This window comes from Blastocatellia bacterium (assembly GCA_035275065.1).
Classification (GTDB): Bacteria; Acidobacteriota; Blastocatellia; order UBA7656; family UBA7656; genus DATENM01.
The window spans coordinates 67,454-82,555 of record DATENM010000063.1 but is presented as its reverse complement, the minus strand read 5'-3'; the positions used below and the strand labels follow the sequence as shown (position 1 = coordinate 82,555).

11 protein-coding genes are annotated in these 15,102 nt (G+C 55.6%); 7 read left to right on the top strand and 4 right to left on the bottom strand.

Annotated elements, in window-relative coordinates; all coding sequences use genetic code 11:
• The first annotated feature begins 296 nt into the window (after positions 1-296).
• The 5 genes from VJ464_14710 to VJ464_14690 all read left to right on the top strand — a co-directional run bounded on the left by VJ464_14710 (position 297) and on the right by VJ464_14690 (position 7,375).
• Complete coding sequence (locus VJ464_14710) at positions 297-980, top strand: 2OG-Fe dioxygenase family protein (protein ID HKQ06383.1); 684 nt, start codon at positions 297-299, stop codon at positions 978-980.
• A gap of 102 nt (positions 981-1,082) precedes the next feature.
• Positions 1,083-2,117, top strand: coding sequence for an iron-containing redox enzyme family protein (locus tag VJ464_14705; GenBank protein HKQ06382.1), 1,035 nt, complete (start codon positions 1,083-1,085; stop codon positions 2,115-2,117).
• Between the two features lie 129 nt (positions 2,118-2,246).
• Entirely contained in the window at positions 2,247-4,157 is a 1,911-nt protein-coding gene (locus tag VJ464_14700) for a non-ribosomal peptide synthetase (GenBank protein ID HKQ06381.1), read from the top strand.
• A 55-nt stretch (positions 4,158-4,212) separates the two neighbouring features.
• Positions 4,213-6,252, top strand: coding sequence for an alpha/beta fold hydrolase (locus VJ464_14695; GenBank protein ID HKQ06380.1), 2,040 nt, complete (start codon positions 4,213-4,215; stop codon positions 6,250-6,252).
• 100 nt (positions 6,253-6,352) lie between these two features.
• Entirely contained in the window at positions 6,353-7,375 is a 1,023-nt protein-coding gene (locus tag VJ464_14690) for a hypothetical protein (GenBank protein HKQ06379.1), read from the top strand.
• A 105-nt stretch (positions 7,376-7,480) separates the two neighbouring features.
• Here VJ464_14690 and VJ464_14685 read toward each other — a convergent pair whose 3' ends face one another.
• Positions 7,481-10,207, bottom strand: coding sequence for a TIR domain-containing protein (locus VJ464_14685; protein ID HKQ06378.1), 2,727 nt, complete (start codon positions 10,205-10,207; stop codon positions 7,481-7,483).
• A gap of 502 nt (positions 10,208-10,709) precedes the next feature.
• The gene (locus tag VJ464_14680) at positions 10,710-12,593 is read right to left on the bottom strand and encodes an alpha-amylase family glycosyl hydrolase (GenBank protein ID HKQ06377.1); all 1,884 of its coding nucleotides are present in this window, start codon (positions 12,591-12,593) and stop codon (positions 10,710-10,712) included.
• A gap of 236 nt (positions 12,594-12,829) precedes the next feature.
• Between VJ464_14680 and VJ464_14675 the strand changes: the two genes are divergently transcribed.
• A complete protein-coding gene (locus VJ464_14675) occupies positions 12,830-13,273 on the top strand; it encodes a hypothetical protein (protein HKQ06376.1) in 444 nt (147 codons plus the stop codon).
• Positions 13,274-13,414: 141 nt separating this feature from the next.
• Complete coding sequence (locus VJ464_14670; GenBank protein HKQ06375.1) at positions 13,415-13,882, top strand: nuclear transport factor 2 family protein; 468 nt, start codon at positions 13,415-13,417, stop codon at positions 13,880-13,882.
• On the opposite strand, the gene VJ464_14665 is transcribed toward VJ464_14670, so the two are convergent.
• The gene (locus VJ464_14665) at positions 13,869-14,009 is read right to left on the bottom strand and encodes a hypothetical protein (GenBank protein ID HKQ06374.1); all 141 of its coding nucleotides are present in this window, start codon (positions 14,007-14,009) and stop codon (positions 13,869-13,871) included. The genes VJ464_14670 and VJ464_14665 overlap by 14 nt on opposite strands.
• Positions 14,010-14,054: 45 nt before the next feature.
• Positions 14,055-15,032: a hypothetical protein gene (locus VJ464_14660; protein ID HKQ06373.1), complete on the bottom strand. Its 978-nt coding sequence runs from the start codon at positions 15,030-15,032 to the stop codon at positions 14,055-14,057.
• Positions 15,033-15,102 lie beyond the last annotated feature (70 nt).

Here is a 15,102-nt window from a genome sequence, read left to right as displayed (position 1 = left end):
GGCGAGATTCCGTAGGGTGATTGAGCTCGCTACACAGTGTTTTCCGCTGGAGGATTCGGAGGCGGCAGCGGAGCGCACATAGAACCTAGCATCGTCTGCCAGGGCTTATTTGCCTAATCGTTTTCAAGGGCTCGGCCAATCAAAATCATTGGGGTTCGCAATCGGAGTCCCGGGCGGACACGAACTGAAACGGTGGGCCTTGCTAGACGCCGGCACTCAAGTCTCGCAGTATTTACACCTCTTCCATGAATTGTCGGCAGGCGGGAGCGCCTACTCCTATTGATGGGAAGTAAGTCATGGCACTAAACGAAGATGGGTTTTCGATTATCAATATGCCGCCGGTTGACGACGCGTTCCTGGCCAGTTTCGGCGACCTGCATTTCGATGACCATAGTGGTGGCAACCATAAGTACCGGCGGTTCTCGCAGTACCGCTTTTATTTTGAAGGCGAGAGTTGGCGACTCGACCTGCTTCCGCACCGACCCTACGTCGCATATTCAAAGTACAACAAATTTGCGGGCGGCATCAGACGCCATTATCAACCGCTCCAGATCGACCCAACACAGTTCATTGATCAGGGCGCGAAGGAGATACCCTTAGACACGACGAGCGAGTGGCAGTTGAATGTGCATCAGTACCGCGTGTTGACGGGGCCCGGCATCCATGGTCACATCGTACCGGAAGGCGTTCATCAGGACGGGCATGATTACGTCTTAATCGGAGTCTTCAGGCGGCACAACATCTCCGGCGCGGAGATGAGCCTGATACCCGTCGCCGGCGGCGAACCCTTTTACAAGACCGTGCTTGAAGAAGGGCAACTGGTCGCTTTCGACGACCGGCGAATGTTCCACTATGTGACCGACATCGAAGCTCTGGACGGCGGCACGGGCTACCGGGACATCATTGTCGTCGCCTGCTCGAAATGGGAAGACCGATGGTACGGACAGGAGTTTGAGGAGCAGGCGCTGGAGCAAAAGTAAGAAGCCGAAATGGCCAGGCTCCGTGGCGCGCCGATGCAACAACGCGAAAGCGGTCCTCACCTCTCCGCATACCTACGTTCTGGATGGTAAGGAGAAAGACTCATGGCGATGTCAACGCAGGCTACCACGAAGAGTTTCGTGTCCACCCTCGAAGAGCTCATCCTGCTTGACGGTGAAGTGATTGATAGACTATTTGAGGAGGAGCGCAAGAGGAGTGCGCTCATCTCGGAGGTCATCGAGCTTTGTGAATCGGCCTTCAAAGAGAACAGGCCGGACGCCCTCTTCGCCGCCCACCAAGCCCTATACAAGATCTACAGCCTGTATCTTCACATCCCGCGTCCGGGTGCGCCGACTGCCGAATCTTCCGCCACCATCCTTAACCTGCGCAATATCATCGAGAGACACTTTCTCGAATACGAAGATCAGCGCATTCCGTCGAGCGTATGGTACGAAGTCCCCAGGGAGTATGACGCCTACAAGAAATGGATGCTGGAGAAAGTCCGTCAGCACCCGTCTTACCATCATCCGCTTTACGAGAAATACTTACGCGAACGAGCCGGCATTGATGGACTACGCACTTTCATCGTCCAGGAGACCACCATCGACGCCCGCTTCGATGACTTCCTGGCGATGGTGCAAATAGGGACAGAGGAGGGAATCAAACTGGAGATCGGTTCGAACTATTGGGACGAGATGGGTCAGGGCATACAGGCGAAAATGCATACCGCAATGTTTACGCGCATTCTGAGGAAATTCGACATCGAAGCGAATGTGAATGGGTCGCTCACGACGGAGGCTCTGGCGTGCGGAAATTTGTCGCTGATGCTCTCCTTGCGCCGTCAGTATTTCTACCAGGCCATCGGCTATTTCGCCGTCACCGAGTATCTCGCGCCCCAACGTTTTAGGGATGTCATCACCGCGTGGGAGCGGAACATGCTGAACTTGGGAGACGCCGAATACTACGAAGCGCACGTGATGATTGACAGGGCTCACGCCGACAACTGGTTCAGTAACGTCATCAAGCCGGCCATTGCGAGCGACCCTGAAGCCGTTGTCGAGATCACTCGCGGCGCGTTCTACCGGCTTAACACCTCACAGAGATATCTAGATCGCCTGATGTCGGCTTTGGGTGCGTAAAGGCCCTGCGAGCGCGTTTTTCGCGGAGAGCCGCTCCGTACCTTGCCGCACAGGAATACATTGCGGTAGGCACGCGCGCAGGCCACATGCTCGCGGGGGCCGCGACTTCAGCGTTTCGAGACACCACTTATGCAAGACGCACGACTGAATCCCTCCGCCGAATTAATTGATTCACTCGCGCGCGAGCCGGGGGTATCACGCGAGCTTCTGCTCGAGTGGAATAATCCCACGACCGCCCCTCGATCCATCCACAGGCTATTTGAGGAGCAGGTCGCCCGGACGGCCGACGCGGTGGCGTTAGTCTTTGAATCCCAGCAGTTGACCTATGCTGAACTGAACACACGGGCGAATCGAGTGGCGCACAGGCTGCACAGGCTTGGGGTCCGGCCAGAGCAGTGCGTGGGCATACTCGTGGAGCGCTCACCCGAGATGGTCATCGGTCTGCTGGGCATCATCAAGGCAGGCGGGGCTTACGTGCCCCTCGACCCGCGAATGCCCCGAGATCGCCTGCTGTTTATGATTGACGAGGCCAGGGCATCAATACTTCTGACGCACAGTGCGTTGGCAGGGCAGTTGCCCGGCTTCGCGGGAACTCTCATCCGCCTCGATGACGCGGAAGACGAACTCGCCGCCGAATCCGAACATAACCTTTCCCTGGTCGCATCGCCTACATCGCCTGACAACCTGATGGGGCTGCTCTATACCTCCGGCTCGACCGGAAAACCGAAGGCCACGATGATTACCGGCCACGGCTTCCTAAATCTGTGTCTCTACTATCAACGCTATTACCCTTTCACCTCTCAGTCGCGCGCGCTTCTGATGATGAACTTCAGCTTCGATGCCGCGTTCAAAAATATCGTCGTGCCTCTTTTGGCGGGGGGCAGACTGATCCTCGCTAATCCCGGCTACTACGACGCCGCGGTGTTGCTCAAAGCCATTGACGAGCACGGGGCGACGTTTATCAATACGACGCCAAGCCAGATTTACCCGATCATTGAACTGGCCGCGGCCGGCGATTACCGGAGCCTGTCAACTCTCGAATGCCTGATGGTGGGCGGGGAGGCAATGATCCTGCCGAAGTTCAGGCAGTGGCTCGACCAGACGGGCCGTCGGTGCAGGCTGATAAATGTCTACGGCCCGGCAGAGTGCTCTGATGTCGTCTCACTGTATGAGGTCCCGAAAGACGAGATGGACAAGATTCAGGTAGTACCTGCCGGACGCGCTATTGATAACGGGGACTTCTATGTGCTCGATGACTATCTCAACCTGTTACCGGAGGGCGTGCCGGGCGAGTTGTGCGTGTCCGGAGAACTCTTGTCGCGGGGCTACTGGCGGCGTCCCGATCTAACGGCTGAGAAATTCGTCCCGAACCCGTTCGTAGCGGGCGACAGAATATATTGCACCGGCGACAGGGCATGGCGGCGCGCTGACGGCGAGATCGAAATTCTGGGGCGCATGAGTGAGGGACAGGTTAAGCTGCGTGGCATACGAATCGAACTCGGGGAGATCGAGAGCGCCTTGCACAGGCATGCTTCGCTGCGTGAGACCGTCGTCGTGGCGCGCGAGGATGAGTCGAAGGAGAAACAACTTGTTGCCTACGTTGTACCTCGCGAAACGCAACATGCGCCTTCGCACGCTGACCTGCGCGATTTTCTACGGCAGACGCTGCCTGAGTATATGGTTCCCGCCTACTTTGTCATGCTTGAGTCGCTGCCGATGAATCGGAACGGGAAAGTAGACCGGAAGGCGCTGCCGCCACCGCCCCGTGGAAGGCCCCCGTTGGCTAACCCCTTCGCGCCCCCGCGTGACCTGTTTGAGCAGCGGATAGCCCTGATTTGGGAAGAGGTACTGGACGTTCAGCCCGTCGGCGTGTTCGACAATTTCTTCGAGCTGGGGGGCTATTCCCTACTTGCCGCAAGACTCTTCTTGCAGGTCGAACGACTGGTCGGGCAGACACTGCCGCTGGAGTTGCTTACGCAGTATCCGACTATTGATAAGATGGCCGCTCGGCTACGCGGCGAAGGTTATTCTTCGGCATGACCTCACGAGTTTCCTATATGTTTGTAGTTTCGATCAGGCGCGTCCGGGAGTTGTGATGGCAGATGTCTCAAATCCACTTCCAGGCCCTCAATCCCACATCCTGAGAAATCATTCGGCCCACGATGGTTTAGGAAAAACGCTCTGCGTCTCTGGCGCAAGCGGCTTCCTGGGCAGTCACTTTCTGTTCTGGCGCGCCAGGATGCCCGGAAGATTTATTGCTTTGGCGAGAGGCGTTTCGGTGGACGAAGCAGAGCGGCGGATACTGGAGAGGATTGAAGTCTGCACTGCCTCATACCGAGTTCCTTTCGAACCTGAAAGCTGGAGAACCCGACTGAGCGCAATCAGAGGCGATGTTACGCGGAAAAACTGCGGAGTAGACGAAATCACCCTGGCGAAGGTGCGAGACGAGGGAGTGGATGAGTTCTGGCACTTCGCCTTCGGGTTTAGCACTGACGAGTCGCACAAGGATGCGCTGTATGCGCAAAACGTAACCGGCACTCGCAACGCGCTGGATTTTGCGCGCTCAATTTGCGCCAAACGTTTCATCCATGTCTCTACAGCTTACACAGCAGGACGCACTCACAACTACGCGCACGAGGAACTTCATCCCCTTCCCGGAGAGTTCAACAACTTCTATGAGGAGAGTCAATGCCTGGCCGAACATGAGGTGGCGACTTTTTGCCGGACTCACCAGATTGACTACCGCATTCTCCGACCGTCTACTGTCATTGGTCCCTCTCTGACCTTGATGACCGGAGGTTGCACAACCGGACTGTACGGCTTCGTGAAGGAACTCCTCGACCTCCGCTCGAGCTTACCCAGCTCGGCGCATTCCTTTCCCCTCGCCGGTAATCCCACAACCCAAATCAATCTGATCCCTGTTGATCACATGATGGCTGACGTCAATAAGCTCATAGCCGGTGAGTTCGCAGGAGGCCCAATCTATCACCTCACCAGCGCATCGAATCTTACAGCCGAAGTGATAGTCAAGACGCTCTTTAAAGCCCTGAAAATTGAGCAAACGTCGGCGTTCTCGCAAACCATTCCGGAGCGGACATCTTTTGAAACAACAGTGAATAGGAGATTAAAGTTTTATTGCGATTACCTTCAGCAAGGTAAAGAGTTTGAGCGTTCCTTACCAGGCGATCATGGCATCAACCGACAGGAGTTACATGACTACGTAATGGAGTACATGGGGGAATCTCAAGAGGCGGCGGAAGGAACCGTTTTCCGTCGCACCTGTTTGCGAAGCCGGGACGATATTGCTTTGTGCGCGTTTACCGGCGGAAATTCTGTGGGCCCTGCGGTGGTCTTAGTCAACGCCATCGGAATACCGGCGATCATTTGGTTGCCCCTGGCAAAGCGACTAGCCGCGCCGTTTAGATTTCTCACGTGGGAGTCGCGCTGGGTTCCTAACTCCGATAGTGCCTTCGACCCTGAAAGATGCGCCATCGGCCATCACGTCGAAGACCTCGTTAGCCTGCTCGACGCTAACCGCATAGAGGCAGCCCATATTATCGGTTGGTGTAACGGCGCACAGGTTGCGCTAAAGTTTGCCTCTCTCTACCCCGAACGCGCTCTTAGCCTGGTGATTGCTAATGGAGCTTTCAATTTGCCACAGAGCGTCCCGCGGACTCATTACGAAAAGACGATGCGCGCTTCGATGCCTGAAATCGCCAGCAGTAGGAGATCAGCCCAACTCTTTCATCGCCTCATAACGGGGAGTCGTACTGAGTTCGACGGGGAGGCAGATCCGGGCCAGGGGGCAGGCCAAACACTTTCGTTGACGGCTTGCGTCAATCCGGCGCTTCGTCGCATCATCAACACCCCTTTTAGAACTCCAGAGCTGTTGTATCGTTATGCCCATATGATTTCACAATCGTTTGGCGAACCAGAACATGCGTGGGCCATTGGTATAACTGCGCCGACGATGATTATTGCGTGCAGCAACGATCAGATTGCCGCTGTGGAAGCTGCGCGTGAGATCGCAGGGCGAATAAAAGGCGCTCACCTGGTAATACTTGAGGGAGGTAATCACCACGGAATCTTCGATGATGTCGGGATGCATAATATAATTCTCAACTTTCTTGCGTGATGCGACACGCATGCTTCCGCGACCGGCCGCTTACATGTCACTGCGTATTCGCTACCCCGCGCCTCCTCTTCTGTCGCGCAGGCTACGCTCGATCACGCGAATGTTGACACCGCACACGATGGACGCGCATGATGGACATTCCATGGATGACCGGCGCGGAGTGCATTTCGGTGATCGAGGCGACGTCGTGATCAGGGCCATTCGATACGAGGTCGGCGAATGCGTTCCGCTGTGCGACCTTGTTGGCGAGGGCCTCTCGCTGGAGGAGGCAAGCCAGTTGCTCGACCAGCAAATCCTCGGGGTCTCGGTGCTCAATCGCCCGCTCGCTCAAGCCATGGAGGTGTGCATTCGCGAGTCGCTGCAATCGGCAGGGATCGCGGCAGCAGACATCGACACCGTCATTCTCGCGACCGAAAGTTTCGGAGCTCTCTTCGAGGACGACGTTCCCTCGGCAGCCGGTCCGTTTCGTGACACCCGCAATCGCCTCTTCCTGTTGTTGCAGCGTCTGGGAATCTGTAGGGCATCCGTGCTTTGCGCCACGTACGGCGCCTGCACCAATCTCCTGCATGCGTTCATCATGGCCGAGGCGCTCGTGATCAAGGGTCTAAGCCGCAACATCCTGATCGTCGCCGGCGAGAAATTCGGCGCTCCTGGCGCGCGCCTACTGCCGGAGGCAGTCTCGATGGCCGGAGATGGCGTGGCGGCCTGCATCGTCAGCAGCGAGGCCCCCCGGGAAGACGGGGCCTTCCGCCTCGCATACGTCGGCACTCGGCCGTACAAGCAAGTGGACGACCGCACCAAAATGCTGCTCGAGATGTTCTACGCCATGAGGAACGCGGCCGCGGACTGTTACGAAGCGTGCAATCTCCAGCCCGCAGACTTTCGCTGGATTGTGGTTGGCGACTACAATACTTTGACGTCAGTCACCCACGGCAAGCTGCTGGGCTTCCCTCCGGACCGCGTTTTTCTGAAAAACGTCGGCCAGCTCGGGCATATCCCATTCGATCCGTTGATCAACCTGGCCAACCTCACCCGGGAGCAACTGATCGCCACGACCGAGCGCGTCCTTCTCTTTCTCTGTGGGCCGGTGTACTGCGGGGCCATCGCGCTCGAGGCAATTTGATCTACTACCTTCACTTCGCCACCGTCGGAGCATCGTCTTATCCGACATCACTCTGATATTTACGGCGCATCCAAAGGTGGTTTTGGGCCGTCCCTCAAAAACGCTCTACCGTTGTGGAGAGATTGTAACCAACGGAGAGGCATCTGAAAGCCATAGCACGATGCTACCATCTGAACCACCAGCGGCAAGCATATCGCCTTTGGGATGGAATTTTAAGGCGAAAAGCTCCTGCTCACTTTCCGTCAGCGTCGCACGTTCCTGCCCCGTTATTGTATCCCAGATGCGTACCGTCTTATCTCTACTTGACGAGGCTATGATTTTCCCAGAGGGGGAGAACGAGACCCCTGTAACTAAGTCAGTATGGCCGCGCATCCTTTGACTCATTGTGCCGGACGCCAGATCCCAAAGAATCACCTCGCCGTCCCAGTCACCCGTGACCAGATTCTTACTGTTAGGTGAAAAGGCTACACAAGAGGGCCATGAACTGTGCCCGTTAAGAACCTTCAAAGGGCTGGTATCACCGATGCGCCAGAGGGAAATCGATCTTGGTGATTCCGGGGTTGCGGGGCTGCCACCGCCAGCTACGAGGAGCCTACTATCAGGCGACCAGGCCAGAAACGTGAGACAGCCGCTTTGTTTAAGGCTCGGCAGCGCTTTGAAATCTGGCCCTTCCCAGACATAGATGGTGCCATCGCAATGCGCTGCCGCTAACTTGGTTCCGTCAGGCGAAAACGCTACGGACGTTAGACCATGGCCAGTTTGTAATAATAATCGCGGCGCGGTTTTCGAGGCGGGTTCCCAGAGCCGCACAGTATCGTCCCAGCCGACTGATGCGAGCAGGCGGCCTGTCGGATCGAAGGAAAGATCCGAAACGCGTTTCTGGTGTGCCTGAACGAACGCCGATAGCCCACCGGGTTGAAGGAGCCATAGTCGAATCGCGCCATCGCCATCGCCAGAAGCCAAGGTCTTTCCATCGGGTGAGAATGCGAATGCCCAAACGGGCGATCCATGACCCTCAAAATAGGTCAGATAACTGGCCTTCGCAATGTCCCAAGCGCGGACGTTCTCTTCCTCGCCGACAGAGACAAGTGAATCCCCGGTCGGCGTAAAATCTAAAGACATGATGCGCCTCGGATGCCCCCTGAGCAGACCGCGTTGGGTGCCCGTGGGAACATCCCAGAGCACAATGGCCTTTCCCCCTTCGATCTCCGTCGGTTTGCCTAACCCGACAGCGAGAAGCTTTCCGCCTCGTGCGAAGGCGAGCGAGTACGCACCATCGCCCTGCGGCAGGTGAACCGGATTTCTCTTTTTAGTTATATCCCACAGAATGACCTCTCCATCTTCCCCACCCGTAGCGAGCTGATTACTCTCAGTTGACCACGCAGCCGAAGTGACCCGGCCCTTGTGTTCGCCCAAAATCTCAACTTTCTTTCGTTTCGTCATATCCCAAAGGTGAACTTGTTTCTGCATTCCTCCTACAGCGAGGAATTTTCCGTCAGGAGAGAAGGCGAGCGCGAGCAGTTCCTGGTCCGGGTAGCTGACGAGCTGACCCATACTCTCCCAGGTTGTCGTGTTAAATAGATCAATCTGAGCGCCGTCGGCCACAGCTAAAGTACCGCCGTCGGGCGAAAAAGCCAGCGAATCTACCGACCCCAGATCAGCCGAGTAGATTTCCAATCCTGATTCCACACTCCAGACTTTCAGCGTGCCGCTTTCGCTCCCCGACACGAGCACTGGAGCAGTGGGTGAGAATTTCACCGCCTTAACTGACTCGTCATGCTCCGCAAGCGTATATTTCAACTCTCCCGTCTGTAAGGACCAGACATAAACATAGTGAGATGGATCTTCATCACCGTTCTGCGGAGACCAGCGTCTCCCGCCAGCCGCTACTAGTAAGCCATCGGATGAAACGGAAACGCTTTCAAAAGCAACTCCCTTGACGAAGAATTGTGATTTTTCAGCCTGAGTGCGTCGCCAGAGGTGTGACCAGTCAAAATCGCGCAGGTCTTCCTGCCCTTGACGCGGGTTTTGCTCTTCGAGTAGCTGTTGCGCGAGAGTGACTGAACCTTCATTCCATGCGCGATGGGCCAGGTTCAAGCTTGCCACATAAAATTGCCTTCGTGTTCGTTCCGCCTCGGCAAATGCTTGCTTGCGGCGTGCCTCGGCGATGAAATAAAAGTAGACCGTTAGGATCAGCAGGGCGAGCAGAACCATCGTGACGGTGATGAAGATGCGCGTCCGATTCCGTGCCAGCCGTCGTTGCTCACGGAACCATATTGGGCGAATTTCGCTTGCCGGTTTATCGTATAAGTCTGCCGCGAGCCGCGTCCTCTCATCATCAAAATCGCGGACCGATTGCCACTTCTGCCTGGCACGTTTATGGACTCCCCTAAAATCATAGGCAATGCGCTTGTGCAAACCTGCGTCTAGTACAGCTTGCGGAAAGATCTCATCCAAATGGCTAAGGTCTTCCCCTTCCGTCAGCGCCAGCCTGATTGCGCCTGATCCTCTGTTGGCGAGGAACCACTTGATCTCTTGATCAACCCAGGTTGACTGCCGCGCATTCCTTGAACATAAGACGAGTAATTCTTTTGATCTTGCTAGATAACTCTCGATGGTCTTTCCCACATCATCGCCCCCACCGCTCCGTGCAGATGTGTGAAAGTCGGAACCGTCCACACAGGCCCTTAATGGAATCAGCGAGATGTTTTCCGGGTTAGGCAGTTTGTGAAACGTCTCTAAGAAGCTCTCAAGATTACGGGCAAGCGAATAGTCGGGGTTAGTCGCATAGCTAACGAATACATCGAATTCATGGTTGCTACTGTCGGACATAAATCATCAACTCTGTTTCTGCTTCAAGCATTTCCGGCAACCGGCTAGTTGCCGTAAATGCTTGTGGTCCAGCCCCGAACTGAGGTGTAGTCATCATGAGAGTCCGAGCCGCTTTTTCGCCTCCTGAAGCAGGCGGCACTTCCTCGCAAATCTCTCCGGCGTCTGCTGGTCTAAGCTGCTGTGCGGGCGCGGCATTGCAAGACAGCGCCAATCACCCTCTAGCTCTCTTATCCATACACCCGAAGCTGAATCAACGCTTATCTGTTTACCCTGATGCTCGAAGCTCACCCGGCGCTGGTTATCTGTCTGCGAAGGAATATCCAGGCCGGGCCCCACTGTACCAGCAACTGAGCCCTGAGATACTGCAAGGTCTCGTTGATAGACTCCGTCTGCTAGTCTCAAGCAGCTTTGTCGTTTGGCTAATGAGCGTCACCGCGTAGCGATAAGCGCGACCGCTATGTGTCGCCTGCTCAAACGCTCCCATATATCCAAGGCCGACCCTCTACTCGAACGTGACAAAGCCCGCGGCCGGCACTGTCAGTCTAACCGATAGACCATTCCGGGCTTCGACTTGGATTTGACTGCCAAGCTGTGCCGAGTCGGTTGAGTAAATACAGGTAAGAAGGTCCCCCGACTTATGAAGTGAAGCATCAATCGTGACCCAAGCAGTATGCGCCCGGTCGGGATCTGTGTTGATGGCCAACACCATCTCCTCATCGCTCAGGATCCGTGACCACGGAACCACAAAACGGATATGGCCGCCGATCATTTGCGGCAACCCGAAGTGCTGGCCGTCATCCGAGATGGGCCGCAAATACTGGCGCCCGCGCCGCAGGGCGGCCTTGTCCCGGCGGACCTTTAGTATCTTTGATAGCTCCTGGTATACCTGGCTCCCTTCGTCGAAAAAGTGTACGCTGCTGCTTTCAAAAGAGCCGAACTCGCCGCCAAACATCGCCTCGCGGATATAGCGGTCAGCACCGTCCCCGCCGCCATGGCCATTGAAACTCTGTTCGCTGCCATAATAGATGCAGGGGATGCCGAGGGTGGTCACATTGAGCGCCAGCGCGTTCAGCACCAGCTTAGCCCCATCCGGGTCGGCACAGAAGCGGGCCTTGTTAGCCCCTTTACTCACCTGATCGTGATCATTGAAGAAGGTGACGACCTTATTACGAAACCAAGTATGCGAGCCTTTGCCGATGAGCTCAGAATTGCGAAATAGGCCGAAGTAGTCATTCGGATTGCGCAACCCCTTCGCCAGGAACTCCAGCTTGTCGGGTATCTCATCAATGCCCAGAGCGGCATCCAGTCCCGTTATCTCCAGCGTGTCAAAGGCAAAGGAGCGCCCGCCGGTGATTTCACCGATGAGCAAGAAGTTGTCTTTGCCGATGCTCTGCGCAAATTCGTGGATCGCGGAGCCGAAGAAGCGGGTCGCGCCCGGGTCCATGTGCTTGACGGTGTCGATACGGAAGCCATCGAGGTCGGCAAAGGCCATCCAATACTTGTATGCCTCACACAGATCCAGGAGCGCCTGTGAGGGCACATAGTCATCTACGTTGCCGGCACCATGATGCACGTCCTTAAGATCAAAGAAGTCACCCTCGCGAAATTCCGGATCATTATCGAAGTCCGAGATATGACCCTTTTGCGTGTAGTAGGCAGGGTTTTGAAAATCGACCGGCCAGACGGCGCCGTCAGGGTCTGGAAAACTTGCCGGGTCGGATGGGTCAGTTTTCGCGAACCGGATCGTTGGCTGGCCATGCTTGTCGGTAAAGCCGACAACCGGATAAAGATGGCCGTCCCAGCGCGGGTCGAAGTGGCCATCCTTATCTGTATAGTTGGGCTGTCGCGTCGGGTCGTAGCTGAAGACGTTACCGACATGGTTAAGAATGATGTCCAGAATCACAAAGATGCCATTGTCATGGGCGAGCTTCACCAGGTCTTTAAACTCTTGCTCCGTGCCAAATCGAGGGTTGACCTTCAAGAAATCCTGAATGCCGTAACCGTGATAGGTCTCCTGGAAATGCACCTGCTTGAGTACGGGGCTGATCCAGATGGCGGTGATTCCCAAACGCTTCAGATAGCCGAGCTTGCTGGTCAGTCCTTTGAGGTTGCCGCCGACATACCTGGTTCCCGCCTCGCGCCATTTGCTGGCCGCCGCGTCGGTTTGAATCGCATTCTGGTTAGCTGCCGGCGTAAAGAGGGGAGTCGTGCCGCTGGTTACTAGATTGCCGGCAAGGTCTTTGAATCCTTTCTCGTTGTTGTCGGAGAAGCGGTCAACCAACAAGAAGTAGAATATCTGGTCCTCCCAGGCAAACGGCGATGGATGAAGCCCGCCTGTGGAGACTAACGATTTGAGACCCAATTCAGATAGTTGTTGTATGGCCATCGCGGTTTCTCCTTTCCGACCTTCTTCGCTTTCCGTGTTCTGGGAATGAACGACATTGTACTTGAATTAATACTACCTCACCAGCGAGTGCATTTGGTTGAAGCACTTGCATTAACTTAACCGCCGGGCCGTGTGGTAGGACATGCCGCGCCGCCCGCTTGCAATCTTGGGGAGCCGGCAATATCCTACGGGATGGGCCGAGAGGATGAAGCGAGAAAATCTTGGAGGCATCTCGAATGCGATACTCCTTACCCGCTCTGGCTGTCGTTCTCTTTCTCTTCATGCTGCCACCACTCTACGTGAGCGCGGAAGACCAACCGCCCATCATCAGAACCTCGAATCTAGACGCCACTCCGATCAGCGTAGGGGCACTGAAGATTAGGTTCACGAAGTTTAGAGGGAGCGTCCTCAAGATCGGCAACGGGGCCGTGGAAGTAGAAGTGGAAAACACGTCAAAGGGATTCACTACCTTCAACCCGCAGAAGCTATCGTTTGTCGGCAGAGATGACCGCCAAGTCTATGCATTGGCCATCCAATCAGGTGATCATTACTGGCCGGCGATGGAGAGGGAGATCGCCCCTGGGGCGCGGATGAAGGAGTATTATGCCTTGAGCGGCCAGGTGAAAATGGCTGCGCGTGTATACTATGAGGGAAGGCAAATAGCCGTCATATCGGATTAAGAGGAGCTTTGAAGCAAGTAAGGGTCTAGGAGCCAGGGCATCTAAGGGGGTGGCATACCCCCATCGCAGCGGCGAGCCGCTCACGCGGCCCGCTGAACGCGGACGTTAGGCGTAGATACCGCAAAAAGTAGGTGACGAGGGATGGAAGAAAAGTCGATGAAGAAGATTAGTGGATTTTCGATAGCGCTCACTCTCTGCATGGCAATGTTGGCCGGGCCTGCGTCGGCTCAACAAGTACCCGCGCAAGGCGCCTTAGACGAACTGGTGAAGATGTACTGCGCTGCGTGGAATGAACCTGATGCTCAGCATAGACGAGAACTTCTTGAGAAGGTGTGGGCGTCTGCGGGCACTTACACGGACCCACAGTCCCATGTTGAGGGCCGCGAAGCGCTCGTCGAACACATTGGAAGATTTCTTAAGAACTCCCCCGGGGCTCGAATCATTCAGTCAAGCCATGCAGACTTCCATCATGGAATGTTCCGGTTCGCCTGGAAGTTTGTTGGCGGAGATGGCAAGACAGTGATGGAAGGCATTGATTTCGGCGCGCTTGGCCCCGACGGAAAGTTGCAGAGGATCGTCGGCTTCTTTGGTCCAGTCAAACCGCTGTAATCGCAAGCTCGGGGTGAAACATCCTTGCGCTGGTGAAGCCATGACGCTCGTATCTGAGTTTGAAGGGTCTGAAATAGACCACGCCTAACAATGCGTTGCGGCCGAGGCCGCGCAGCGCAATTCTCATACTTCCTTCCACTACCGCGCCCGCTGCACCGGGGCGTTAGATGCCTTAGGGTTTGGCCGGTGGTTTAAGCGTGGTATCAGATGTGACCTCAAAACGATGGAAGCCAGTGTAGTCGTAAGTTATTTTCCCACCCAACTGTAGTTCCGGTACATTGCCTGGTAGGGTTCGCCCATTACCATAGCTGATCGCCACTATCCTATGTGGCGTGAGAATCCCGAAACGGCTAGCTGCGTAGTCGAACTCATATCTCAGTAAGATAAGCGTCTTGGGCCACGACGGGTTTTTTAACGTCACCTCCCGTTCTTCACGCCAGAGTTGCGCCGTCTCTGCGTCCAACCACAGCCGCCCGCGATAAAGCGCCTCAGCTTCTTTCAACACAGAAGGTAGCGAGAAAGTGAACTCAGGTATCTGCCTCACCTGCTGGTACTGAAGAACAATCACATTTCGTCCGTTAATCTGCTCCCGACCAACATCCGTGAACTGAAAATAGGCGCGGGCTTTCTCAGTCAGGGGCAAACCCTGGTTGAGAGTCAGGCCGTAGAAACTGAATTTGAGGTCATACCTCCGGCTTTCGCGGTTGATCCGGTCGAGTTCTTTCTTGACCGAGTCTGCTTTGGCCAATCGCTCATAGAGCTTCACCAGCTTTTCTTCTCGCTTTGCCACCGCCACGCCATCAACCGCCTGGACGTAACGGTACTCGGCTGTCACGGATGGATCTAATTGGGACTGATAGATGATCAGGCTTGACTCGATCCGCCGCTGCCGCTCGAGTTTGCCATTGCTTTCGTATTCTTCTACTCTCTGCTCCTCATCAGCGGTCAGGTCTATGAACTTTGCCCTGTACTCGTTTACTCTGAGGCCAGCTAAGGAAACGAGTTCATTCAACCCGGCCTGGTCGAGCTGCGGACGCGGAGTCTGCTGACCAAAGGATGGGCCCGCATGAATCAGGGAGATTAAAGCGAGTGAGCAGAGAATACGCCCAAGCAATCTATGGGTTGGTGAATACATGAAGCAAAAGGCCATTGCTCTGCCTCCAGGAAAAGTTTACACTGGCAGCCCGACATCTAACAAACGCAGGCAGCGGAGGCCGCCA